At 65.6% G+C, this 25,036-nt stretch carries 21 protein-coding genes; 14 read left to right on the top strand and 7 right to left on the bottom strand.

Annotated elements, in window-relative coordinates; all coding sequences use genetic code 11:
- Nucleotides 1–6: 6 nt before the first annotated feature.
- Together AB4Y94_RS06235 and AB4Y94_RS06230 are read right to left on the bottom strand one after the other, a co-directional pair.
- Nucleotides 7–1,182, bottom strand: a complete 1,176-nt coding sequence (locus AB4Y94_RS06235) for an FAD-dependent monooxygenase (protein WP_441726233.1) — start codon at nucleotides 1,180–1,182, stop codon at nucleotides 7–9.
- A 71-nt stretch (nucleotides 1,183–1,253) separates the two neighbouring features.
- A complete protein-coding gene (locus tag AB4Y94_RS06230; RefSeq protein ID WP_441726231.1) occupies nucleotides 1,254–2,513 on the bottom strand; it encodes an acyl-CoA dehydrogenase family protein in 1,260 nt (419 codons plus the stop codon).
- Nucleotides 2,514–2,709: 196 nt separating this feature from the next.
- On the opposite strand from AB4Y94_RS06230, the gene AB4Y94_RS06225 reads away from it, so the two are divergent.
- The 12 genes from AB4Y94_RS06225 (at nucleotide 2,710) to AB4Y94_RS06170 (ending at nucleotide 18,073) form a co-directional block, all read left to right on the top strand.
- Nucleotides 2,710–4,404, top strand: coding sequence for a dipeptide ABC transporter ATP-binding protein (locus AB4Y94_RS06225; RefSeq protein WP_441726228.1), 1,695 nt, complete (start codon nucleotides 2,710–2,712; stop codon nucleotides 4,402–4,404).
- Between the two features lie 77 nt (nucleotides 4,405–4,481).
- Nucleotides 4,482–6,074 (top strand): FAD-dependent oxidoreductase, encoded by a 1,593-nt coding sequence (locus AB4Y94_RS06220; RefSeq protein WP_441726225.1) that lies wholly within the window; start codon nucleotides 4,482–4,484, stop codon nucleotides 6,072–6,074.
- Nucleotides 6,075–6,093: 19 nt separating this feature from the next.
- Nucleotides 6,094–6,957: an SDR family NAD(P)-dependent oxidoreductase gene (locus tag AB4Y94_RS06215; RefSeq protein ID WP_441726222.1), complete on the top strand. Its 864-nt coding sequence runs from the start codon at nucleotides 6,094–6,096 to the stop codon at nucleotides 6,955–6,957.
- Nucleotides 6,958–6,998: 41 nt separating this feature from the next.
- Nucleotides 6,999–8,486, top strand: a complete 1,488-nt coding sequence (locus tag AB4Y94_RS06210; RefSeq protein WP_441726219.1) for an aldehyde dehydrogenase family protein — start codon at nucleotides 6,999–7,001, stop codon at nucleotides 8,484–8,486.
- Nucleotides 8,487–8,525: 39 nt separating this feature from the next.
- On the top strand, nucleotides 8,526–9,860 hold the full coding sequence (locus AB4Y94_RS06205; RefSeq protein WP_441726216.1) for an acyl-CoA dehydrogenase family protein: 1,335 nt from the start codon (nucleotides 8,526–8,528) through the stop codon (nucleotides 9,858–9,860).
- Nucleotides 9,861–9,907: 47 nt separating this feature from the next.
- A complete protein-coding gene (locus tag AB4Y94_RS06200; RefSeq protein ID WP_441726214.1) occupies nucleotides 9,908–10,831 on the top strand; it encodes a fumarylacetoacetate hydrolase family protein in 924 nt (307 codons plus the stop codon).
- Nucleotides 10,828–11,937 (top strand): maleylacetate reductase, encoded by a 1,110-nt coding sequence (locus AB4Y94_RS06195; protein ID WP_441726212.1) that lies wholly within the window; start codon nucleotides 10,828–10,830, stop codon nucleotides 11,935–11,937. Before AB4Y94_RS06200 ends, AB4Y94_RS06195 begins: the two co-directional genes overlap by 4 nt.
- 33 nt (nucleotides 11,938–11,970) lie before the next feature.
- Nucleotides 11,971–12,906, top strand: coding sequence for a dioxygenase family protein (locus AB4Y94_RS06190; protein WP_441726210.1), 936 nt, complete (start codon nucleotides 11,971–11,973; stop codon nucleotides 12,904–12,906).
- Nucleotides 12,907–12,996: 90 nt separating this feature from the next.
- On the top strand, nucleotides 12,997–14,259 hold the full coding sequence (locus AB4Y94_RS06185) for a flavin reductase (RefSeq protein ID WP_441726208.1): 1,263 nt from the start codon (nucleotides 12,997–12,999) through the stop codon (nucleotides 14,257–14,259).
- A gap of 128 nt (nucleotides 14,260–14,387) precedes the next feature.
- Nucleotides 14,388–15,890, top strand: a complete 1,503-nt coding sequence (gene mhpA / locus AB4Y94_RS06180) for a bifunctional 3-(3-hydroxy-phenyl)propionate/3-hydroxycinnamic acid hydroxylase MhpA (RefSeq protein ID WP_441726207.1) — start codon at nucleotides 14,388–14,390, stop codon at nucleotides 15,888–15,890.
- A 29-nt stretch (nucleotides 15,891–15,919) separates the two neighbouring features.
- Nucleotides 15,920–16,807: a VOC family protein gene (locus tag AB4Y94_RS06175; protein ID WP_441726204.1), complete on the top strand. Its 888-nt coding sequence runs from the start codon at nucleotides 15,920–15,922 to the stop codon at nucleotides 16,805–16,807.
- 72 nt (nucleotides 16,808–16,879) lie between these two features.
- Nucleotides 16,880–18,073 (top strand): acyl-CoA dehydrogenase family protein, encoded by a 1,194-nt coding sequence (locus AB4Y94_RS06170; RefSeq protein ID WP_441726201.1) that lies wholly within the window; start codon nucleotides 16,880–16,882, stop codon nucleotides 18,071–18,073.
- Between the two features lie 94 nt (nucleotides 18,074–18,167).
- Here AB4Y94_RS06170 and AB4Y94_RS06165 read toward each other — a convergent pair whose 3' ends face one another.
- The 5 genes from AB4Y94_RS06165 to AB4Y94_RS06145 form a co-directional block, all read right to left on the bottom strand.
- Entirely contained in the window at nucleotides 18,168–19,058 is an 891-nt protein-coding gene (locus AB4Y94_RS06165) for a VOC family protein (protein WP_441726199.1), read from the bottom strand.
- Between the two features lie 31 nt (nucleotides 19,059–19,089).
- Nucleotides 19,090–19,602, bottom strand: coding sequence for a cupin domain-containing protein (locus AB4Y94_RS06160; protein ID WP_441726196.1), 513 nt, complete (start codon nucleotides 19,600–19,602; stop codon nucleotides 19,090–19,092).
- 11 nt (nucleotides 19,603–19,613) lie between these two features.
- Nucleotides 19,614–21,065 (bottom strand): aldehyde dehydrogenase family protein, encoded by a 1,452-nt coding sequence (locus AB4Y94_RS06155; RefSeq protein ID WP_441726193.1) that lies wholly within the window; start codon nucleotides 21,063–21,065, stop codon nucleotides 19,614–19,616.
- Nucleotides 21,062–22,060, bottom strand: a complete 999-nt coding sequence (locus tag AB4Y94_RS06150; protein WP_441726190.1) for a dihydrodipicolinate synthase family protein — start codon at nucleotides 22,058–22,060, stop codon at nucleotides 21,062–21,064. The genes AB4Y94_RS06155 and AB4Y94_RS06150 overlap by 4 nt, the downstream gene beginning before the upstream one ends.
- 155 nt (nucleotides 22,061–22,215) lie before the next feature.
- Complete coding sequence (locus AB4Y94_RS06145) at nucleotides 22,216–22,908, bottom strand: SDR family NAD(P)-dependent oxidoreductase (protein ID WP_441726187.1); 693 nt, start codon at nucleotides 22,906–22,908, stop codon at nucleotides 22,216–22,218.
- 237 nt (nucleotides 22,909–23,145) lie between these two features.
- Between AB4Y94_RS06145 and AB4Y94_RS06140 the strand changes: the two genes are divergently transcribed.
- A complete protein-coding gene (locus tag AB4Y94_RS06140; RefSeq protein ID WP_441726184.1) occupies nucleotides 23,146–24,135 on the top strand; it encodes a dihydrodipicolinate synthase family protein in 990 nt (329 codons plus the stop codon).
- Nucleotides 24,136–25,035: a VOC family protein gene (locus AB4Y94_RS06135; protein ID WP_441726181.1), complete on the top strand. Its 900-nt coding sequence runs from the start codon at nucleotides 24,136–24,138 to the stop codon at nucleotides 25,033–25,035.
- The last annotated feature ends 1 nt before the right edge of the window (nucleotide 25,036 follow it).

Below are 25,036 nucleotides of genomic sequence, written 5' to 3'. Positions count from 1 at the left end.
GCCGGTTCAGGCGCCCAGGGCGCTGGCAGCGAGCGGAACCACGTCGTAGTCGTAGAGGTTGCGGCGGAATTCCTGGTGGTTGCGGATCTCCGTGTCTCGTTGCGCCAGGTCCGCGTACTGTGAGTCGTAGCGGAGGCCGTTCTGCCGGGCGCCGCTCTGGACTTCGGCGACTCGAGCGCGTCGAAGGTTCTCGTACACGGCGAGCGCTTCGGGAATCCGGGTGGGATCGGCAGCCTCAAGGAGCGTGGCCAGTGCGGCGCCGTCTTCGATCGACTGGTTCGCACCCTGGCCCAAGTGCGGCAGCATGGCATGCGCTGCGTCGCCGAGCAGGGTGAGGCGACCCTTCGTCCAGGTCGGCAACGGGTTGCGGTCGTACAGCGCCCAGCGAAACGTCTGCTCGACGTGCGAGAGCAACTCCCCGATTCGCGGGTCCCACCCGGCGAAGTCGGCGCGGAGCTGGTTCGGGTCGCCGGGCGCGGTCCATGACTCCTTGAACAGATCCTCTGCCGGGACGAAGCCCACGAAGTTGATCAGTTCGCCGGATCGCACCGGGAAGGTGAGGAAGTGCTTCCCGGGCCCCAGCCACATGGACCACTCATCCGCCCGCCATCCGTCGAGAAGCCGGCGCGGGACGAGTCCGCGGTAGACGCTCGTTCCGGAGAAGACCGGCTCGGACTCCTGCCACACGTGCGAACGCAGTGTGGAGTGGATCCCATCGGCCGCGATGATGATGTCCGCTTCGACCGAGGAGCCGTCCTCAAAGGTCACTGCCGCGCCCGAATCGTCCTGCTCGAAAGACTGAGCGCGGTGTCCGAGGCTCACGATGCCATCAGGGATCGAGGCGGCGAGGAACTCGATGAAATCAGCGCGGTGCATGCCATAGGTGGCGTTCCACCCTGTCGAGTCCGCTACCCGAACCGGGGAGATCTCGCTGCCGTCGTGCCGGAAGTACCGGGAGCGCTCGCCGACGAGCGCTCCAGCGGCTCCGACCGCGTCGCCCAGGCCGACGCGTTGCAGCTGGCGGACACCGTTGGGAGTCAGGTACACCCCCGCACCGATCTCGCCCAAGGCGGAGGCCTGCTCGTAGGCCTTGACCTCGAACCCCTTGCTCAACAGTGCTTTGGTGACGAACAGTCCGCCGATGCCGCCGCCGATGACTGCGACGCGTTTGCCAGATGCCATGGCTGGATCTCCTTCGATCAGTACTGATCAGATAGTGTGTGCGCCGTCTCCCGGCGCACGATCATTCGCCGCTACTCGGGCGCGAGGGCGCTCGCTTCGGCCTTCTGCGCCGCCACGAACGTGTCCACGATCGATGAAAGGTAGCCGACACTCGATTCGCGCCAGTTGACCGTCTGGTGGGTGGCGATCACCTCGATATCGCGTTTGGCCAGCGAGACGGGGTGTGAAGGGTGGTTCGCCCTCGTTCCGATGAGGAAGTAGATCCGCTGGACAGCCTCGACCGCAGAGCGGGCGACATGCGCGTTCGCCAGGCGCTCCGCGGAACGCTCTGCGGCGGATGCGCGAACGCGACGCCGACCACGATCCTCGGCCGCCCTGCTCCGTGCCACGAGCACCGAGGCCGCTGCCTCGGCGGTGCTGACGGCGGAGGCGAACTCCGTTGCGACATAATCCTGGTCGGCAAGGCTGCTGGCGACGCCGGAGAAGTCACGCACTCGTGTGCTGTTCGGTACCGTCCGCGCGAAGTGTTCGATCGCGCCGAGAGCTGCTCCGAGAGCCACGCTCGCGTACGGGAAGTGCCCATCTGGTGTCGAGGCGACCATCGAATCGAATGATGGGTGCAGGCGCCGGTTCTCTTCCGCGAGATTCGCCATGTCCTTGGTTCGCACGACGCGGCGATCAGGAACGAACACGCGCTCGACCGCGTACCGCCGACTGCCCGTTCCGCGCATGCCTGTCGGGTGCCAGTCATCGATCAGGCGAGCCTCGCTGCGAGGCAGGAGGAAGCGGTGCCCATCTCCGTCCGGGCCCGCGGCGGCGGTGAAGAAAAGCCATTCCGAGAAATCTGAGCCACTGCAGAATCCCCAGTCGCCGGTGAGCAGGTAGCCTCCGTCGACGCGTTCCGCGGTCGCCTTGGGGTTGACCGTGATGTTTCCGGCGCACGTGGCAAAGCTGTTCTCGGCCCAGAGCTCGTCCTGGACTTCCTCCGAGTACGCCAGCAAGCTCCGGCTGTGCCCATTGAGGATGGAGAAGACCCAGGCGGTTGAGGCGCAACCCTTAGCCAGCGTCATGGCGATAATGGCGTGATGGTACTCAGACAGCTCCAGCCCGCCATAGCGCTTCGGACGGAAGACGTGGAACAGCCCGGCTTCCTGCATTCGGCGGAAGGTGTCAGCTTCGACGCTTCTGGTTTCGTCCGCCCTGGCGGCCCGTTCACGCAGCAGCGGGATGAGCGCCTCAGCTCGTGCGACCATCTCTTCACCGGTGAGGGTCTGGTCGGGCGGCGTCAGCGTCGAGCCCTGGCTCGCGGCGGTCTTGGTGGAAAACGTCATCGTTGAAAACCTTCCGTATTCGTCTGCTCGGCGACAGGCGTGCCTGCTTCGCCCTGAGCGTGGGCGGCCAGCTGTGGTGTTCGCCCGAATTCGATGTCGCCAACCCTAGCTTATAAACTGTATCATGTGAAACGGGCCCTCCAGACGGAGGCGTGGCGGCTCTGAACGGAGCGGCTACAGGACGAAGGAGTTCAGCATGTCCATCGATGACGAGTCGAGAACCAGCAACGAGATTGTCTATGAGGTCACCGACCTCGCCGTCTCGTTCAAGTCTGGAAATGACTGGACGGAAGTCGTCCACGGTGTCAGCTTCGGCGTGATGGCCGGGGAGGTCGTGGCGCTGGTTGGCGAATCCGGCTCGGGGAAGTCGGTCAGCTCGCTCGCGGGGCTGGGACTGCTCGGCCGCAATGCGCGCGTGACGGGATCGGTGAAGTTCAAGGGGCGCGAGCTCATCGGGGCGCCGGAAGAGACGATCCGGAAAGTGCGCGGAAACCAAATCGCACTGATTTTCCAGGAGCCGATGACGGCCCTGCACCCCGTGTACACGATCGGCCAGCAGCTCGTTCGGGTGTTGCGCTCGCGGGCGGCTCACACGCCGACATCCGCGAAGGCGCGCGCGCTCGAGCTGCTCACGATGGTGGAGCTTCCCGATCCGCAGCGGGCCTACGACTCGTACCCCCACCAGCTCTCGGGCGGACAGCGCCAGCGTGCGCTCATTGCGCTTTGCATCTCGTGCGACCCGTCGATGCTGATCGCAGACGAGCCCACGACCGCGCTCGACGTCACGGTGCAGGCGGAGATCCTGGAACTGCTTCGCAGGCTCCGGAAGCGAATGAACGGGGCCGCGGTGCTGATCACGCATGATCTGGGCATTGTCGCCGACACGGCAGACCATGTCGTCGTCATGCAGGATGGACACGTCGTCGAGCACGGCCGGGTGGTCGATGTCTTCGAACGGCCGCAACACCCCTATACGAAGCAGTTGCTCGCTGCGGTGCCCCGTCTGCGGGTGGGGGAGACCTTGGCGCCTCCTGCGCCGCAGCAGGCCGAGCCACTGCTCCGGCTGGATCAGGCGGTCATCGAGTACCAGGTTCGCGGCCGTGGCGCATTCCGCGCTGTCGACGAGGTGAGCTTCGATATCGGCAAGGGCGAGATCGTCGGCCTGGTGGGCGAGTCGGGGTCCGGAAAGACCTCAATCGCGAAGGCGATCATCGGGCTGGAGAAGTTCAAGTCGGGCTCCGTGAAGATGGGCGGGACGGAGATCGTCGGTGTCGGCGCCCAAGACCTCCAGCGCCTCCGACGCCGAATCGGTTTCGTCTTCCAGGATCCGGGCTCTTCCTTGAACCCGAGGCGGACCGTCGGGGACTCGGTATCCGAGCCGCTGCGTCTCGCCGGTGGGCTGACGCGTCCGCAGATCACTGATCGCGTGCGCGAGGCCCTGGACTCGGTATACCTTCCGGCGGACGCGCTGTCTCGCTACCCCTACCAGCTCTCTGGTGGCCAGCGACAGCGGGTCGGGATCGCGCGCGCGATCATCACCCGCCCTGAACTGCTGATCGCGGATGAGCCCACCTCTGCACTGGATGTGTCGGTGCAGCAGAGGGTGTTGGAGATCCTGGAGGAACTGCAGGCCGACTTCGGCTTCGCGTGCCTCTTCGTCAGTCACGACCTCGCGGTCATCGACCGCCTCTCCGACCGCATCGTCGTCTTGCGGCGCGGAAAGCTTGTCGAGAGCGGCACTCCAGACGCCGTCATCCGCAACCCGAAAGATCCGTACACGCAACGGCTGGTCCAGGCCATTCCTGTTCCGGATCCGGTGGTGCAGCGCGAGCGGCGGCTCGCGCGGCTGGCTGGGCAATTGGCCGAGCAGGGGCAGCAACCCGCAGCGTAAGACAGGATTGCGGGTGCGTGGCTATATGTTATAGAATGTACGTAGCGTGCCATATCGGCTAAGGGTAAGGAAAAACAATGACGTTTGTTGATGGAATCTGGGAATCAGATATTTACACTGGTGACTACGATCGACCCGAGAACTTCTTCACCGTCGCAGAACTCCCTGCGCTCGCTGAGAAGGAGTACGACTTGATCGTCGTGGGTGCCGGCGGTGCCGGAACGGCCGCGGCGGTCGAGGCGACGGACCTCGGCGCCTCGGTGCTCGTCCTCGAGAAGGCGGACCACGCCGGTGGGAGCACCCACTACTCGGGTGGAACCATCCGCATGATCGCCGACGCCGCTGGTGCGGTCGAGCACTTCTTCGCACTCGCCCAAGGCGGAACTCCTGTCGAACCGATCGAGGCTTTCGTCAAGGGCCTGGATGAGATTCCCGACTGGGTTGAAGCGCATGGTGGTGTGCTGATCGCAGACGAGTACCAGATCGCCCGCGAGAACAGCGAGATCGCCCAGCGCCGTGTCTTCCCGGCCGGCCGCGTCGGCTCCGCCTTCCCGGACTTCCCGCACTCTGATTCCCTCGGCCTGCGCATGCACGTCCAGCCCCAGCGTCCGGATCGCCGCTTCGGCGCAGCGATGTGGGACTTCCTGCGTGGCGCACTCGCAGCCAGCGGTGCCCCGGTTGTCACTGGCGCGCGCGTGACCGGCGTCCTGCAGGAGACCCCGGGCGGTGCTGTCACCGGCGTCACCGTTGAGACTGCCGACGGCCCGATCCAGATCAAGTCGAAGCGCGGCGTGGTGCTCGCAAACGGCGGATTCGCCTGGGACCCCGAAATGCAGCGTCAGTACTTCGGCATCGATATGCCGGCAATGAGCCCGGCGAACCGCAACGCCGGTGACGGCATCCGCATCGCGCAGTCGGCTGGGGCTGACCTCTGGCACATGACTGCGACGTCCACCACGATCGGGTACTCGGTTCCGGACGCGGCAGCCGCGTTCCCCTGCGAGATGACCGACTACGGGTTCGTCCTGATCGACCAGAACGGCCGTCGCTACGCACGCGAGACCCTGATGGAGACGCACAGCTTCCTGCACTCGATGCTCCAGCAGCACCCGATCACCGGCCTCTTCGATCGGATCCCCTCCTTCATCGTCATTGACGAGAAGACCCGCCAGGCCGGCCCACTGTCCGTCGCCGGCAGCCTCGGTTTCAATCGTCGGTACCCGTGGAGCGATGACAACTCTGAGGAGATCGAGCGTGGCTGGTTCGAGAGCGCAGACACGATCGAAGAGCTCGCAGAGAAGCTCGGCGTGCCTGCAGCCGCCCTGCGGGAGACCATCGACCGTTACAACGAGCACAGCCGTGCCGGCGAGGACGATGAGTTCGGTCGCCCCGCCAACGAGACGCTGCCGATCGATACTGCGCCGTTCTATGGCGCAGCGGTTCGACCCACCTTGCTGAACACCCAGGGCGGCCCGCGCCGCAACGAGCGGAGCCAGGTGCTGAACCCGAACGGCGAGCCGATCACCGGCCTCTACGCGGCCGGCGAACTGGGCTCCATCTGGCACCGTCTCTACCCAGGCGGAGGCAACGTCTCCGAGGCTCTGGTCAGCGGCCGCATTGCGGCTACTGCAGCCGTCGGTGCAGTCGTCGCCGCCGACTCGAGCCGCTGAAACGGAGGGGAAGACACTCATGGGTGAATTCAACAACAAGGTCGCTATCGTAACCGGCGCGGGCGGAATCGGCCGCGCGGTCGCCGAACTGTTCGCCGCCGAGGGCGGAAAGGTCGTCGTCGTCGATCTCCCGGCCCGGGAGCCCGGAGCCGCCTCAGCCGCCGAACGCGCGGTCGAGGCGATCCATGCGGCCGGCGGGGAGGCAGTCGCGTGCCACATTCCGATCGGACCGTGGGCGTCGGGCGAGCAGATCGTGCAGACGGCGATGGACTCGTTCGGCCGACTCGACGTCCTGGTGGGCGCGGCGGGCAACCTGGCTGCGGCTCCGCTCGTCGACGTCACCGAGGAAGAATGGGACGCGCTGAACAACGTCCACCTCAAGGGCGAGGTCAGCCTGATGCAGGCCGCGGCGAAGCGCCTCATCGCGCAGGGCGACGGCGGCAGTATCATCAACTTCTCATCGCGCGCCGCGTTCCTGGGCCCGATGCCCGCGTACGCTGCGGCGAAAGCAGGCGTGCTGGGGCTGACCACCTCCGCGGCGATGGAACTGGCTCCTCACGGCATCAATGTCAACGCCATCCTCCCGAGCGCGCAGACGTCGCTCTTCCCGGGAGACGCCTCGACGCGACCCACCTCCGGGGGGACCCCGTTCGTCGCTGACATCGACCCGGCGGCTCTCGCCCCGGCCGTGCTGTACCTGGCCACCGCTGCGGGTGCGGGAATCACAGGACGGTGGGTGTACGCGGCAGGAAACGACGTCGCGATGTACCACCGCCCGTTCGAGCTGTCGAACCAGCCGACGCTGTTGCGCGGTAACGAGCGATGGACCCTCGGCAACCTTGCGCAGGTCCTGCCCTCGCTGCTTGCGCACTCCGCCAGCTGATTTTCGGTGCCCGCCGAACACGACAGAAGGAAGTAGTCAGAATGACGATCACCCAGACGATCCCTGCGGCGTTTCTCGTCGACCCGCAGTCGCTCATCGAAGACGGCACCATGTTCATCGGGGGGAAGTGGGTTCCGGCCGCGAGCGGTGAGACGTTCGAGGTGCTGAACCCCGCGACCCAGGAAGTGCTGGGGCGCGTCCCCCGCGGCGGGCGGGCAGACGTCGACGCCGCGGTGGCAGCCGCGACCGCGGCGTTCGCCGGGTGGCGCGAGACGCACCCCTCCGTGCGCGGGCGGCTGCTGAACAAGTGGGCCGACCTGTGCGACGAGCACGTCCGCGAGCTGGAGCGGCTGGAGAACCAGGAGATCGGGCGACCGAGCTTCGCGCCGAACCCGGCGGCAACCAACATCCGCTACATCGCCGGCCTGGCCGACAAAATCCAGGGCACGTCGCTGCCAACGGCCGATCTCGACCAGCTTGCGCTCACGCTTCGTGACCCGTTCGGTGCCATCGCCATCATCGTGCCGTGGAATGGACCGGGGTGGGCGGCGCCGAAGCGGATCGTCGGGCCGTTGATCGCCGGCAACACAGTCGTGCTCAAGCCGGCGTCGGAAGCGCCGCTCACCGTCCTCTACCTCGCCAAGCTCGCGGAGGAGGCGGGGATCCCCGCTGGGGTCATCAACGTGGTCACTGGCTCCGGTCGCGACGTCGGCGAGCCGCTGGTTCTGCACCCGGACATCAAGCGAGTGAGCTTCACCGGCTCGACCAAGACGGGCACCCGGATCGCGGAGCTGGCGGCGAGTCACCAGATTCCCGCGATCCTCGAACTGGGCGGAAAGAGCGCGAACGTCGTCTATGCGGACGCGGACCTCGACCTCGCCATTCCCCACCTTGTGCGCGGCATTCTCGACAACTCCGGTCAGGCCTGCGTGGCGGGCTCCCGCCTCCTTGTCGAGCGTTCGATCGAGCAGGATGTCATCGAGCGACTCAAGACCGCATTCGCCAAGGTCACCGTCGGGCCCTGGTATGAGGAACCGACGATGGGCCCGGTGATCAATGAGGCGCAGGGGGAGACGGTCCTCGGCTACATCAAGGCCGGCGTCGAAGAGGGAGCGACGCTCGCCTACGGCGGCAGCCGGCTCACCGGCGGCAAGTACGACCTGGGCTGCTACATCGAGCCGACGATCTTCACGGATGTGCGGGCAGGAATGCGCATCGAGCAGGAGGAGATCTTCGGTCCGGTCCTGAGCGTGATCGCTTTCGACTCCGAGGATGAGGCAGTGCGGATCGCGAACGGCACCAGGTACGGGCTGAACTCCGCCGTGTTCACCCAAGACGTCGGCAAGGCTGTTCGATTCGCCCGGCGATCGGAGGCCGGCCTCGTATCAGTGAACACCACGATGGGCATGGGCGCTGTCGGCATCCCGGCCGGCGGCTTCAAGTCCAGTGGTTACGGCCGGATCGCCTCGTCGGATTCGCCATTGGAATGGACCCAGACCAAGGCGGTTGTCTTCGGCAAGACCGCCTGATACCCGCGCATCTACGATACAAAGAGAACGAGGCAAGACATGGCCATAAATCCGCTCACGGACTATGCGGTGAAGAGCGCTCCCGAGGGGGCGACGCCCAAGAAGCTGATCGAGAAGGCCATTGAGTTGCGGCCGCTCCTGCGAGAGCAGCAGGCAGACACCGAAAAGCGCGGGTACTACTCGCTTGAAGTCCGGAATCAGCTCAATGACGCCGGGTTCTATGCGGCGATCCAGCCCAAGATGTTCGGCGGGCTCGAGTCCTCCCTCAGTGACTACTACCGGATGATCATCGAACTCGCGCGCGGCTGCCCGTCCACCGCGTGGTGCTACGCGCTCGGCACCGGGAAAACGATGATGCTCACATCGTTCTATCCCGAGTCGGTGCAACGCGACATCTACCAACGGGTCGGGGTCATCCACGGCGGCCATGGGCCGGGCCGGTCGACGGCAACGCCCGTTGAAGGCGGATACGTGATCAACGGCACGTTCAACTACTGCTCGGGCATCCCGTACTCGAATCACCTGATGGGAACCGCGCCGGTCAACGGCCAGATCACCGACCAGAGCGTGAACTCGTGGTCGGCCGACAAGATGAACAACCTCATCGAATTCGTCCTCCCGCGTGGAGACGGCAGCAATTACGAGGTGCTCGAGGACTGGGGTGACGGCCGCACGCTGGGCCTGAACGGCACGGGCTCACATTCGGTTCGCGTCGAGAACCAGTTCGTTCCCACCGAGTTCACCATCCTGGATGTTGGCCACAACAAGGCACCGCTGCGCGACCCCCAGACCGGAACAGAGGGCACTCGCCTGCACGGCAACCCGATGTACCTCGGGTACCTGGAGTTCTTCCTCACGGGTGAGGTCGCATCGGTCCAGGTCGGGATCGCCCAGGCGATGATTGACGAGATGGTCGGTGTGCTGCGCACCAAGAAGGGTGTTCGAGGCCTCTACGGCAACAGCAAGTCGGCCCAGGATGACTTCGGCGAGGCTGTCAAGCTCGCAGACGGCGCCCAGGCGATCGTCATGCAGGCGATTCGGGAGGGTGAGGAGATGGCCCAGGAGTGGTACGAGAACCGCGTGCTCCCCGATGAGTACCGTCTGTGGAAGTGCGCGAACCAGTTCCAGCTGGCGATCCGCATGTCCTGGGAGTCCGGCGTCCTCGCGTTCCGTCAGGCCGGAAGCTCTTCGCTCAAGCGCGGCGAGCGCATCCAGCGCTACTTCCGCGACCTTGCCCAGGAGCGCCCCCAGTCCACCACCACCGGTGGCAACTATCGCGACACGCTCGTGCGGGCTCGGCTCGGTCTCGACGCGGACGGGAAGCTGCCGGAGACCGGCGGCGACGGTCGCGTCACCGGGGCTACGCGCGCGTAGCGTTCGGACGCCTCCCGCTGTCGCAGTTATGGATCGGAAATAACGGGATGACGAATCTTCGGATCGTGAACTATCGGGCAGGTCGTGGCCCACGCGTGGGCATCGTATCGGGGGATGAGATCCTTGACGCGGCGGCCTTGACCGGAGTGGAGGCGTACGCCTCCATCGGCAATCTCATGCGTGACTGGGATCAAGCCCTCGAACGTGTGAGGGATGCGCTGGATTCGAACCAAGGCACCGGGCGGACACCCCTTGCCGGTGCCCGGCTCGATGCCCCGGTCCGGCACGGTGCTGCAATCTATGGCGCCGGCGCCAATTATTACGGACACAGCCGCGAGATGGCGACGATCGCCGGCAGGCCTGCCCCAGAGGACCCGCGCACCAGTGGACAGCTGCCATGGCACTTCCTGAAAGCGCCCAGCACGGTCGTTGGCGATGCTGCGACCGTTGCGCGGCCGGCGGCAGCGGCGGATACGCTCGACTGGGAAGTCGAACTGGCAGTCGTCATCGGCAGCAAAGCCAAGAACGTCTCCGCCGAGGCGGCGCTCAGCCATGTTGCGGGGTACACCGTCGCCAATGACCTCTCCGCTCGGGGACTGCTGTGGCGCGCGGGCATTCAGGAGGGTTCCCCGTTCCGCGCCGACTGGGTGCTGCATAAGAACTTCGACGGATCCACTCCCCTCGGCCCCTGGCTCGTGCCCGCGGCAGAGATCGCGGACCCACAGGACCTGGCACTCGGCCTCTCCATCAATGGGCAGACGATGCAGTCCGATCGAACAGTGGACATGATCTTCACGATCGCTGAGCAGATCGCACACCTGTCCAGCTACGTCACCCTCACGCCGGGAGACATCATCCTCACCGGCACTCCGGGGGGCAACGCGGCTTTCCATGGTCGCTTCCTGCAGCCCGAGGATGCTGTCGAGGCCTGGGTCGAGGGCATCGGTACGCTCACGACGCACATCGTATGAACTTCGTCAGCGGGAACAGGGCGGCGGAACGGGTCGAACCCGCTCCGGGAATCGTCTTCGACCACGCCACGCTGGGCCAACGAATCCTTTTCGGCACCGGGCGGGCGGCGGAGAACGTGCTGACGGCGGTCCGTTCCCTGGGCGCCACGCGGGTGCTGCTCATCGCGGGCGCCTCCTCCTCTTCGCTGGCAGCGAGCATCACCGACACGGTACCCGTGGTGTGGCGGATACGCGACGTGGTGCAGCATGTTCCCGCGGACAACGCGGCCACTGCGGTCAGCGCGGCCCGCGAAGCGCGAGCGGACCTCGTCGTTGCGCTCGGCGGCGGTTCCGCTGTCGGCCTGGCGAAGATCATTGCTCGGGATACCGGGCTGCCGATCGTCGCGGTGCCCACCACGTTCGCTGGTTCCGAGGCCACCGATGTCTGGGGTATCACCGAGAACGGTCGAAAGTCCACGGGCGTCGATTCCCGAGTTCTGCCCCGCGTCGTCGTCTACGACGCAGCCCTGTCCTCCACGCTTCCCGCCCAGCTCGTCGTGGCAAGCGGAATGAATGCGATCGCGCACGCCGTTGACGGCTTCTGGGCGCCGCGAGCGGACCCGATCAACATCGCTTTGGGGACTGAGGGACTGCGGGCGCTTGTTCCCGGCCTCAAGGCGCTCGCCGTCCGATCGGAAGAGACCGAGGCTCGGGAACGGACGCTCTACGGTTCGTACCTGGCTGCTGCGGCGTTCGCTTCCGCCGGCTCCGGAATGCATCACAAGATCTGCCATGCGCTGGGTGGATCGTTCAATCTTCCGCACGCCGAGATGCACTCCGTCGTGATCGGTCATGTCGCGGCGTTCAATGCCGCCTCGGCTCCCGATGCGGCGAACAGGATCAGCTCGGCGCTCGGCGCTGACAGCCCCGGACAGGGCCTCTTCGCACTTGGCCGGGAGCTGGGCACGCCCCGTTCCCTGCACGAACTCGGATTCCAGGAGGCAGATATCCCTGCTGCGGCAGAGATCATCCTGCCGACGATTCCGGTGAGCAATCCCAGGCCGGTTTCGAAGTCGGATCTGGAAGGTCTGCTTCGTGCCGCATGGGAAGGCACCGACCCGGCCTGACCGAACTCGACGATTCGCTACTGGAGGAAGAATATGACTAACGATGTTTCAACGCCCGGGGACCAGGCCGCAGAGCAGAATCGGCGTGAAGAGCAGCTGATCCAGCGGGTGCTGGCCTCGTTCGAGGCAACACCGAATCCGCGCTTGAGGCAGCTGGTGCAGGCGCTGACCAAGCATCTGCACGCGTTCATGCGCGAAGTGAGGCTTACGGAGCATGAGTGGAACGGGGCCATCCGGTTCCTCTCCGATGCGGGGCACATCACCGACGACAAGCGCCAGGAATTCGTGCTGCTCTCGGATGTCTTCGGTGCGTCGATGCAGATGATCTCGATGAACAACCCGCTCCACGGAAACGCGACGGAGGCCACCGTGCTCGGCCCGTTCTTCGTGAACGACGCTCCAGAGATCCGGATGGGTGAGGACATGTCGTTTGGCGCGGCGGGCGAACCCTGCTGGATCACGGGGAGCGTGTTCGATGTTGCCGGAAACCCGGTCCCTGGCGCTCGAATCGAGGTCTGGGAAGCGGATGAGGACGGCTTTTATGATGTGCAGTATCGAGACGACCGCACCGCCGCGCGCGCGCACCTCATCGTGCCTGAGGATGGTGAGTTCCGATTCTGGGGACTGACGCCGACGCCGTATCCGATTCCGCACGACGGCCCCGTCGGAAAGCTTCTCGAACTCGTCGAGCGCTCGCCGTTGCGTGCCAGCCACCTCCACTTCCTCGTCGAAGCCCCCGGCTACCGGACGCTCATCACCCACATTTTCGTGAAAGGCGATGAACTCCTCACCTCTGATGCGGTGTTCGGGGTTCAGGACTCGCTCATCAAGGAGTTCACCCAGCATGCCGCGGGTTCCCCGACCCCCGATGGACGCGTGCTGCCGGACGGCGCGACCTGGTCCGACGTGCGGTTCGACATCGTGCTCGCGCCGGGGGAGAGCGGTGGCCAGCGGCTGACGATGAGCTAGCCGGCCGTGACCCGACTGGGCATTGCAGGGCTGGCACAACGGTTATATAATATAAAATGCAATACCGTATTGCGCCACGAGGAGGACATGATGAGCGAATTGACATCGAGCACGCTGCAGGCGAATGCAATCGATTCGCGCGCTTTCCGGGACGTGCTCGGTCATTACCCGACCGGCGTCGTCGTCATCACCGGTGTCAGCAGCGATGGTGCTCCGCTGGGCATGGTTGTCGGGACGTTCAACTCCGTGTCGCTTGACCCGCCCCTGGTGTCATTCATGCCGACGAAGAACTCCGAGACCTACAAGGCGCTTCGCCAGTCGTCCACCTTGTGTATCAACGTGCTCGCGCACGACCAGCAGTTGGAGACTCGCGCGCTGTCCCAACGCGACGCCGACAAGTTCGACAAAGTCAAGTGGGCCATGTCGGCACAGGGCGTGCCGAAGCTGGAGGACTCAGTAGCCCACATCTATTGCACGATCGCAGAAGAGATCGAGGCCGGTGACCACCTCATCGTGTTGTGCGACGTGCGTGAAGTGCAGGTCACACGGCCCGTCACGCCGCTCTTGTTCTTCCAGGGCGGCTATGGTGGATTCTCCGCAACGACCAGCGCCGCGCACGTGGCCTCGGACCTCATTACCGCTGTCCGGGTCGCGGAGGTCGCCCGTGCGCAACTGACGGCGCTGGCCGAGCGCTTCGACTGCGAGGCGGTCGCGCTGATCCAGATCAACGATCACGACCAGACCATCGGCGCCGCCGCTCGCACCTCCTCCGTGCAGACGCACGATCGGCTGGGCGTGCGAATGGCGCTCATCCCGCCATTCGGCGAGACTGCTGTCGCCTGGAGCGAGGAGCAGTCCGCCAAGTGGCTCGGCCGGATCTACCCGCCCGACCCCGAGGTCGTCGAGATGTACCGAGCCCAGCTGGCTGCAGTGCGCCACCGCGGGTATACCGCCCACATCGTGCCGGCGGGACGTGAAGAGGATCACCGGGTGTTCACCGATGCCCTCCACGAATACGCGCTCGGACAACTCACGCCCGCCCGCGATCGTGCCGTGCGTACCGTGATTGCGTCGGCTGCGGCCTTCTTCCCGGTTGAGGCGATCAGCGATGACGCGTCGGAGCGGGTCATCTCCATCACGGTGCCGGTGTTCGATCCCACAGCCGACTCCGAGACCAACTCCGGGCTTGCCATTCGCCTGAGTTCGTTGCCGGACACCAGTACCGGTGCAGAGGTTCGCGAGCGCGTCGCCGCCCTGCAGGAGGCGGCAGCCGCGGTGAGCCAGCTGCTGGCCGGGCCGCACAGCGGCGACCTTGAGCGCTACCTGACGTCCGGGCTCCGTGAGCGGGGTTGACGGGGCGACACCTGCCTGCCTGAGCGCCTGATGACCCGAGGAGTCCACGCCGGCCTGGGAATGAGCCGCATCCGTTGACATAAGATATAAGCTATGGAATACTGCGCTCCAGCTGGAAGGAAGACGAGATGAGTGGTGCGGAGACCGAGCCGTCCGTCGACGTCGCGATAATCGGACTGGGTCCGACCGGAGCTGTACTGGCCAACATCCTCGGCGCGGCCGGCGCGCGCGTCGCGGTGTTCGACCGCGAGCCGGCGCCCCTGAACTTGCCCCGCGCGGTGCACTTCGACGGCGAGGTCATGCGGGTCTTCCAGTCAATCGGCCTGGCCGACGAGATCCTGAAGGTGATCCGCCTTTCGCGCGGAGTCCGCTATTACAGCGCATCCGGCGAGCTGCTGATGGAGCGGCGCCCGCCCGCCGTAGAGGGTACGCACATCTGGACCGACAAGAACATGTTCCACCAGCCCGATCTCGAACAGGTTCTTCGGCAGGGTGTGGAACGGTATCCGACTGTCGACGTGCGCGCTCTCCACGAGGTTCTGAGCGTCGATGACCAGGAAGCTGGTGCTGCGCTCGACGTCCGCGATCTCGCGACCGGCGAGGTGACCACCTGGCGGGCGAGCTGGGTTGTCGGAAGCGATGGCGGGCGTTCCCTGCTGCGTCGGACGATCGGCAGCGAACTGGAAGACTTCGGCCTCCACGATCCCTGGCTGGTCGTCGACATCGAGCTCCTCGACGACGTGGAGCTTCCGGATTGCACGGTGCAGTATTGCGATCCGGCCCGTCCGACGACGTACGTCCACGTCACCGGCAACCGCCGGCGGTGGGAGTTCAAGATTCTTCCCGACGACGACATGGACACGTTCACCAGTGATGAGAATGTCTGGTCACTGCTCTCGCGCTGGGTCGCACCCGGGCAGGCGGTGCTCGTGCGGCACGCCGTCTACACCTTCCATGCGCTGATCGCCGAGAAGTGGAGGGAGGGGCGGCTGCTCCTGGCCGGCGACAGTGCACACCAGACCCCGCCCTTCCTGGGACAGGGGATGTGCACAGGTATCCGGGACGCCGCGAACCTGGGCTGGAAGCTTGCGCTGGTCTCCCAGGGAGCTGACAGCGCGCTCCTTGACACGTACGAGAGCGAGCGGAGGCCGCACTCGCACGTGTTCATCCAGACGGCCGCGCGGCTCGGTGGCATCATCCAGACGACGGACCCGGCGAAGGCTGCCGAGCGCGACGCCCAGATGCTCGCCGGCGGGACGATCGACTTCCGTGATCCCGCGCCGCCGCTCGGTCCCGGCCTGCACGACGGCGGCGCCTTCGGAGGGCGCATCGAAGGGCAGCCGCGCTTGAGCACAGGCGAGCCCCTGGATGAGGTTGTGGGATCGCGGTTCGCGGTGCTGGCGACCAGCCGGATTGCAGGAGCGCCCGCGCTGAGCGAGCGCGCTGCTGAAACGGGGGCCGTTTGGCTGCAGGACCCGGCGCTCGATGCCTGGCTGGAACAGCGGGGCGTGCAGGCTCTCGTGCTTCGACCCGATCGCTACGTCCTCGGCGGCGCGACGGACGCGGTCGAGCTCGCTGCGTTGCTTGACATGGTGCCGCGCACCCCCATGGGCACGCACGTGAAAGCCTGACGAATTATGACAAGTAAGGAACGACACCGATGATCGACGTCAAGCGTCTTGGGCACGCCGTGATCGAAACCCCCGACCTGCCCCGCCAGATCGAGCATTTCCACGAATTGCTCGGACTGGTGCTGGTGGGGGAGGAGCGCGAGCGTGCCTTCCTCGCGACACCGGCCGGTCAGCTCGCTGTCGTGCTTGAGCGGGGTGCGATTTCCAGGACGACCAAGATCGCGTTCGAGGTGTCACCTGGCACATCGGTTGCAAAGATGCAGGGCTTCCTGAGTGGGATGGGCGTTCAGAGCGACGCGCGCACTGACGCGCTGCCCGGGGTGACGACGTCGATCGCGTTCAGCGACGTGAAGGGCACGGATATCGAGCTGTTCGCAGACTGGGACTTCCTGCCTGACATCGAGCCTGTCGCTGAGTCCATCAACCCACTCAAGCTCGGCCACATCGCGTTCGTGGTCCTCGACCCGAAGAAGACCGAGACGTTCTACCGCGACGTGCTTGGATTCCGAACGTCCGACTGGATCGGCGACAACTTCGTGTTCATGCGCTGCACCCCCGATCACCACACGGTCAACTTCGTGCAGGGCGATGGGCCGGCACGGATGCACCACATCGCCTTCGAACTGCGCGACCGCACGCATCTGTTCGACTCATGCGACCGGCTTGGTGCAGCCGATCGGGAGATCCTGTGGGGTCCGCTTCGCCACGGTCCTGGTCACAACATTGCGACCTACCACCACACCCCTGATGAGCAGGTCATCGAGCTGTACGTCGAGATGGATCGCATCTACGACGAAGAGGCGTGCTACTTCGAGCCGCGGCCGTGGCACGAGGATGTGCCCCAGCGGCCGAAGAGCTGGGCTCGGGAGACGGCGAACATGTGGGGCCTCGCCCCCTCGCCCGACTGGAAGCGCTGAGAGCGCGCACGTTTTACATACCGATCAGACCCGCGCATGCCGCGCGAGCAGAGAGATGGAGTGGCACTTCCCATGCCGATCAACCAAAACAACCCATTTGTCGTCAAGATTCGCGAACACGCGGAGCAGTTCCGTGCGGAGGCGGTCGAGTCGGAGAAAATCGGACGCCTCTCGGACAAGACAGTCGAGCGGATGCGCGAACTCGGTGTCGTCAGGATGCTGCAGCCTCGAGCGTTCGGCGGTTATGAGACAGACCCGCAGACGTTCCTTGAGGCGACGTACACGCTGGCTTCATTGTCTGGTGCGGCGGGCTGGGTCGGCGGGGTCGTCGGGCTGCATCCGTGGGAGATCGGCCAGCTGTCGGAGACGGTCCAGCGTGAAGTCTGGGGCGCTGACCCCGACACCTGGATCTCTTCGCCGTACGCACCGATCGGCCGCGGGAAGGACTGCGACGGGGGACTGACCGTCTCCGGTCGCTGGCCGTTCGCGTCGGGCACCGATCACTGCTCCTGGGCGATCCTCGGCGGTGTGCACGTAGATCGGCCTGACGTCCCGCTGCATTTCCTCATTCCGAAGGCGGACTACACGATCGATCACGATTCCTGGGATGTCACCGGTCTGCGGGGCACTGGGAGCAAGGATCTGGTGGCGATCGACACCGTGGTCTCGAACGAGCGCATTGTCGTGGCGGATTCGATCTCGCACGGCAATGCGGATGCGTCGTGGGAGACCCTCACCCCGCTGTACCGCATGCCATTCTGGGTGCTGTTTCCCGCGGCCATCGCAACGGCGACCTTGGGCATCGCCCAGGGGGCGGTCGACGCCTACCAGCGCGCGGTGTTGAGCAACGCGGAACGATCGGGGCGTTTCTCGCAATCCCCGGCACAGCTTGCCGCGCTGGCAACGGCAGCATCCGAGATCGATGCGAGCTTCCTCGCCGTGCGCGACGGCGTGAACAGGGCGTACGATTCCGTGTCCGCGGGCCGTTCCGTCACGCTTGCCGAACGACTCGAGACCCGCCGGGACCAGACCGTCGGGGTTCGTCGGTCCTTCGACGCCGTGATCCGCCTGTATCAAGAAGCAGGCAGCCTGGGCATTCGATCATCGAACGAGTTCTCACGATTCTTCCGGGATCTGTCCGTCGGTGCCGAGCATCACTCGAACAGCCCAGAGCTGTACCTCCGCGGTTACGCGAGCATGGCGTTGGGGCAGCCCATCCCCTCGGAGATCCGAATCGGGCCGGCTCCGGACCGCGACTGGATCTGAACATCGTGGGAGCGGCGTATGCAACCGCCGCGCGCTGCGGGAATGGGAATGGGGTCCGAGCCGTCGGCTCGGACCCCATTCCGGGCGCGGCGGGCTACTTCGCTTCGATCGCCTCTCGGGCGGGGAACAGGCCGTGCGAACGGAACTCCGTGAAGTCGTAGGTGGCCCAGAGAGTCGCCCAGTCTCCGCCTTCGCGATCCCACTGCACCGGGAGACGGTCGTCATCGTAGATGTGCTCCATGTCGGTGTAGATCTCGACCACCGCCCCGGTCGGCTCCACATAGTAGGCAGCAAGGTTGCGGCCCGCACCGTGGCGAGTGATGCCCATGAGCAGTCGCTCGCCGTTCTCCTGCAGCCGATCAGCGACCTGCCCCAGTTCGGCGATCGACTGCAGTTGCCAGGCATGGTGGTGCATCCATCCGCGACCCTTGATGATGCCGATCCCGTGGTGCTCCGAGTTGCAGCGCAAGAAGTAGGCGAAGTCCTCGCCGATCGCGTCCGAGATCCGGAAATCGAGCACGTCCCGGAAGAAGCGCAGCATCCCCCCGGCATCGGTCGGATGCAGGTTCACGTGGCCGAAGTGATTCGGCGCGAATCCGCCGAGCGTGACGTCAACCGTCTCCGGCTGCAGGTAGATCTCGAACATGAAGTTCTCGGGACCGACGAACGCGAAGCCGTCGCTGACGCCGGGATGCAGCGGCGTCTGGCTGACGATCGGATAGCCGGCGTCGCGGACCCGCGTGCGGACGGTGTCGAGTGCGGCCGGACCGGACGCGATGAGACCGATGTGTCCGACACCGTGCTGCGGCGCGTCGATGTAGACGAGATCGTGGTGCCGCTTGCTGGCCGAGGACATGTAGACAGCGTTCCCGCTGCGCTCGGTCTCGACAAGCCCGAGGATCTTCGTCGCGTGCTGCACCGAAGCCACGATGTCGCTCGTCTGCATCGAGATGTAGCCGATTTCGCTGATGACTCCGAAAGCCATGAGTTCTCCTTCATTTCTGATTCGTTGTTTTCTAGCCCTGCTTCGGTCGCTGCACACGTCCCGAGGCGATGAGGTCCTCGTACGTTGTGAACCCTTCACTGGCGCGATAGTTGAGGCCGAGAGCCGAGAGCAATCGCGTGTTCTCGACGAGCAGCATCCGCACCGTCTCCGTTGGACTGGCGTTGTAGTGGCGATGCCATTCCATCGGCGGCACGCAGACGAAGTCTCCGGCGCCCCACTCCCAGCGTCGACCGCCGATCTCGCTGTATCCCGAGCCGCTGATGACGCAGTGGACCGCCTCGTGGTGGTGCTGCTGCATGTCTGAGGATCCACCCGCGGGAATCTCCTGCAGGAACAGCTCGAAGGTCTTCATCGGCGTGCCGAGGATCGGTGCCAGGTGCGAGGGGTTCGTCCCCTTCGGGGTGTACCACTCGACATCGGCGCCGCGGATAACCATCGTGGCGTCCGTGTTGCCTCGGGGGAGCGGCAAGCGCTGCTCCGCGATGTCCGCGCGGAATGCATCGAGGTCGTCATGCTGAGACATGGGTGCTCCTGTCAGGTTGTCGGGTGCGAGACCCGGATGGCGTGGGTCTCGACGTACTCGTCCAGACCCATCTCGGTACGCTCACGCCCGAGGCCGCTCTGCTTGACGCCTCCGAAGGGCATGTCGAAGCTCAGCGACCAGATGTTATGCGAGTTGACGAACGTGCAGCCGGCCTCCAGCCGCGTGGCGACGGACATGGCATGCTCGGGGTCGGCGGACCAGACGGAGGAGGCGAGGCCGTACTCCGAGTCATTCGCGAGGGCGACGGCGTGGTCGGCATCGTCGAACGGGAGCACCGGGATGGCCGGACCGAACTGCTCCTCGGCAACGAGGGGTGCCGATTGGGGGATACCTGTCACCACCGACGGCCGCAGGTAGTAGCCTCCGTCGCGCTGCGCCTGCTCACTGATCCGCCCCAGCGTGCGCACGTGTGCGCCCGCGTCGCGTGCCGCTTCGACCATCGCATTCACGCGAGCCTGCTGGTGCGCGTTGATCATCGGTCCGTAAGTTGAGGCCGGGTCCGCGCCATAGCCGCAGACGTAGTCGTCGACGTGGGTGCACAGGGCGTCGACGAATTCGTCGAAGCGGCTCCGTGCCACATAGATCCGCTTCACGCCGAAGCAGATCTGTCCGGCTCGTGTGTACACACCTCGAGCCAGCATGGGAATCGACTGCGCGAAATCGGCATCCTCCAGGACGATGGCTGGATCGTTACCACCGAGCTCGAGGCTGACCCGCTTGACATTCGTCGCGGCGGCCGACATCACCTCGCGACCGACCTTGGTGCTCCCGGTGAAGGACATCTTCCGCACCCCCGGGTGCGCGCTGAGTGCCGGTCCCGCTGTGCCGGCACTGTTGACCACATTGAGCGTGCCGGGAGGGAGTTCGGAGGCCAGTAACTCCATCGCGCGAGTGAGCGCGAGCGGGGCCTCGGGCGACGGCTTGAGGATCACGGTGTTCCCCGCCGCCAGTGCCGGCGCGACCTTCGAGGCCGCGAGTACCATCGGCGAGTTCCAGGGCACGACCATGCCCACCGGACCGATCGGCTTACGGAGAACCGTGATCGAGCCGCCGGCATCCTCGACGAAACGGGGACGCAGGTGCTCGACCGCGCGGCGAGCCATGTCCCGGGCGAGCTCGATGCTTCGCTGGATGTCCAGCTCGGCCTCGCGAAGCAGCGCGCCATTCTCAGCGAGCAGAACGCCCGCGAGTTCGCCCGCCGACGCGCTCAGGTGCGCCAGGCCCCGGTTCAGTGCATCGACCCGATCCTCGACCGGCGTTGCGGCCCACGCCGGCGCGACCTCGGTGGCGGCCTGCAGCGCACGGTCGACATGCTCCGACCCGCCCTCGGCTGCCTGCCCGACGACCTGGTTGGGCCGGCCGGGATCGATGACGTCGAACCAGGTCTCTCCGGCGAGGCGCTTGCCACCGATGAGGTTGGGGACCCGTTCCGGCCTGCTCACGAGCGGGCCGCAGCCAGGCGACCGCTGAGCTCGCGGTGGAGTGCGGCAAGGCGCCGCCCGGACTCACGTGCTCCCTCGGCGTAGTCTTCGGGGCAGTGGATGTACGGTGGCCGGCAGGGGCCGGCCTTGATGTATCCGGCCTCATCGATCCGGATCTTCTCCAGCGGCACGTTGTAACGCGAGAAGATCTCGAAGCTGCCTTCGGGAAAGAACGTTTCGCTCGCGTGCCCGAGCGCCTCTGCGATGAGCTCAGCCTCCCCCAGGCGGCCGGCGGAGAGCGCATTGCGCAGGCTGACGGCAGGAGCCGGCCCGCACGAGGATGACCCGCTCCAGCAGGCGTGAATGCGATCCGGTGCCAGCTGTGATGCGGCATACCATTCCCGCTCCAGCGGGAGCAGGGTCATCCCATCTCCCATCGCGTCGAGGTCCGCCTCCAGGCCGGGCCCGAGGGCTGGGTACTTGGCGGCGATCACCTGCGGGATCCGGGTGAGCTCGCTGTAGCACCACGAGGAGATCTTTCCCCGGAACGAGACCGGGTTGTCATAGACGATGATGCCCAGCTCCGGAACGGCAGCGCCGACATGCCGATAGAAGTCGACGAGGGTCTCGTCGTCGCACGGCGACCACATCGGCCGGCCGAGGAGCAGGCCGTCCACCCCGATCTCGCTCAGCATCCGCGCCCGCGAGATCGTGTCCCGGGTGTTCAGCGTGGTCGCGCCGCCGAGGACCGGAACCCGTTGTGCGACCTCGTCGACGACTGTGCGGGTGAAGGCGAAAAGCTCATCCTGCGTCAGGGTGGCGGCCTCGCCGAAGGTGCCGTTGATCATGATCGCGTCGACGCCGTCGGCAATCAGTGCGGATGCCGCCCGCCGGGCTTCGGCGTGGTCCACGGTGTCGATTGCATCCGGACTGGAGGCATTGTCCGTCGCGGGCGTGGGCATGATTGCGAACACCCCGCTCACCTGGTCGAGTTCGATGCGCATGAGCTGCTTCACCCCTTGTGGTTGCGCGCCGGAATACCCGTGGGGGAACCACTTCGTCCGATGCTATATTTCATAGTTTATAACATCATCGGCCCGAGGTCTACCGCATCAACATCCGCGCCTCACCTGTCGTCTTCGAGACAGGTGAGGCGCCGCCATGAACCCGATCAGTCGTCTGCGCGGGAGAGGCGGTCGAGTTCCACCGCGTCCTGTCCGATCAGCACGCGCCGCGGGCCCCGCTTGATCGCGTCGATCGTCTGTCGGGCTGCGTCCTCAGCGGAGGTTGCTGGTGCGGGGCCGATGTCGCCCGGGAAGGCCACCGTGACGACAACAGAGGTGTCAGCAAGCTCGGCAGCGAGGGTTTCCGTCCAGGCCCGGACTCCACCCTTGCTCGTGGTGTATCCACCCTGGCCCGGTATGGCGGAGAGAGCGCCGGCGTGCGAGAAGTTCACCAACGACGCTTCCGGGCGCTCGAGCAGGTGCGGCAGGAATGCCTTGTTGATGTACACGGCGCCGAGCAGGTTGTTGGAGATGACCTGCTCGATCTCCTCCACAGGCAGCTGGCTGAGGGGCTGGGTGGCGTGGATGGACCCGCCGACGTGGGCCAGCGCGTCGATCGCCCCGTGCGCGGCGAGCACGGCCTCGGGAAGGGCCTCGATCGCCGCGCGGTCACTGAGTGGCGCGACATGGGTCGACAGGCGGCCTCCCGCATCCGCACGAGACGCAGTGTCCGCGAGGTTCTGCTCGCGGTGATCGACCGCGGCAACGCGAGCTCCTTCAGCGAGAAGACCGAGCACGATCTCGCGCGCGAATGCACCGCCGGCGCCAGTGACGACGATGACCTTGTCCTGAATCTCCATGGTGTGCCTGTTCCTTTCGGTTAGCGGAATCCCGATGTTCCACAAGATATATTCTGCAATATAGCCGCTGCCATGGTATCTATTGAAACTCAGGCAATGGCCAGATGTTCCGCCATGCGGAACTTCTGCTCACCGATGGGGGTGCGTCCACCCGCCGCACATAGTGTGAGCACACCCGCCGATCGACGCAGTTCCGGGCAGTGCAACACATCACGAACGCAGGAAGGACGGCTCCACATGGCACAGATGACAGCGGCCGACATACGCGGCATCTACGCGATTCTCGCGACCCCCGCGATCAAAGACGGGTCGCTTTTGGAGACGCCGGACACGGTGGACTACGACGAAACCCGACGCAGCGTCAGCGCGCTCCTCACCCAGGGCGTCGACGCGATCCTGACCAACGGAACATTCGGCGAAGCAGGCAGCCTCACCGACCAGGAACTTTTCGGTTTCGTCCAGTGCGTGATCGACACCGTGGGTGGCGCTGTTCCCGTCTTCGCCGGAGCCACCACGCTGAACACGCGCGAGACGATCCGCCGTGGGCGTGAACTGATCCGCCTGGGAGCGACGGGCCTGTTCCTGGGCCGGCCGATGTGGTGCGCGATGGACGACGACATGATCGTCGGCTTCTACCAGGACCTTGCCGACTCCATGCCCGGGGTGCCGTTCATCGTGTACGACAACCCGGAGGCCTTCAAGGGCAAGCTTTCGACTGCTGTCTACGCACGCCTGGCCGAGATCCCGAACGTGGTCGCCGTGAAGTACGCAGGATTCACCACGCAGTACCTCAGTGACCTCGAGGCATGCCGGGGGCGCATCACGATCATGCTCGTGGAGGGGTTCTGGTACTACGGACACCGCTGGGCCGGAGACCTCGCGCCCGCCGTGTGGTCTGGCAGCGCGAACTGCGGTGTCGCGCCGCTGACGGCGCTCAAGGAGGCGCTGGAGTCCGGAGACGACGAACTCGCACTCGCCGTGACCACCGAGATTCGGCATGCGAACAAGCCGCTGTTCCCCGGGGGAAGCTTCGAGGCGTTCGCCACCTACAACGTGCCGCTTGAGAAGGCGCGGTTCGCCGCCGCCGGTCAAACCGATCCGGGCCCGGCGCGCCCCCCCTACGACCGCATCCCCGAGCAATACCTGGAGGGTGCCCGCGAAGCTGGGCGTCGCTGGGCTCTGCTGCAGACCAAGTACACCAACGCTCACACTACGGAAGGACGCTGAATGTCCCTGCAGAAACTCGCGCACGCGGAGCTGCGCGTCACGGATCTCGACGTTGAGATCGCCTTCCTCACGGAGGTCATCGGATTGCAGATCATGCACCGCGATGGCGATCGGGTCTTCTTCGGTTGCGGGTACGACCGCAACGTGGACCTGGTGATCCGAGGCGGCGGTACCGGGGTTGAGAGCTTTGCCGTCCAGGTCGACTCAGAGGATGACCTTGAGCACTACACGCGGCGGTTGGAGGAGGCAGGCGTGGCGGTGAACCGCATGTCCGAACCGATACCGGACGTGGAGGCCGCCATCGAGTTCGCTCTGCCGAGCGGCCATCGAATGGAGTTGGTGCTTCAGCGCGAGCGCGAGCAGGCGCTCTTACACCCCGCCCTGACGAAGGCGAAGAAGGGGTACGGCGGAATAAACCCGATCGACCTGGATCACATCACCCTGCGGGTGGAAAACATCAAAGAACTGTCCGAGTTCCTGGCCTCGACGCTCGACTTCTGTATCTCGGAGGCCGTCCAGTCGTCTCCCGGGGTGTGGAGCGGTGCCTGGACGAGGGTCGGCGACCAGCACCATGACGTCGCCATGCGGCAGAAGCGTCCCGGTGCGGACGAGACGCTCGACCACCTGTGCTGGACGCTCACGAGCTTCGAGCATCTCAAGGTCGCCTCGGACTACTTTGCCCAGGCCGGCTTCAGGACCGAGACGGGACCGGGCCGGCATGGCGTCGGAGGAAACCTGTACAGCTATATCTGGGGACCCGGAGGGAACCGGTACGAGATGACGGCGGAGATGGCCCGGCTCGTCAGCCGCACCGCTCCGACGAAGATTTGGACGGATCTGTCGGGCACCTTCAGCGCATGGGGCGACACGCCCCCCGAGTCGTTCTCGAGAGGATCCTGAT

The sequence above is a fragment of the Glaciibacter sp. 2TAF33 genome, assembly GCF_052114945.1.
Lineage (GTDB): Bacteria > Actinomycetota > Actinomycetes > Actinomycetales > Microbacteriaceae > Cryobacterium.
The sequence above is the reverse complement of the archived record's forward strand: the minus strand, read 5'-3'. Positions and strand labels throughout refer to the sequence as shown.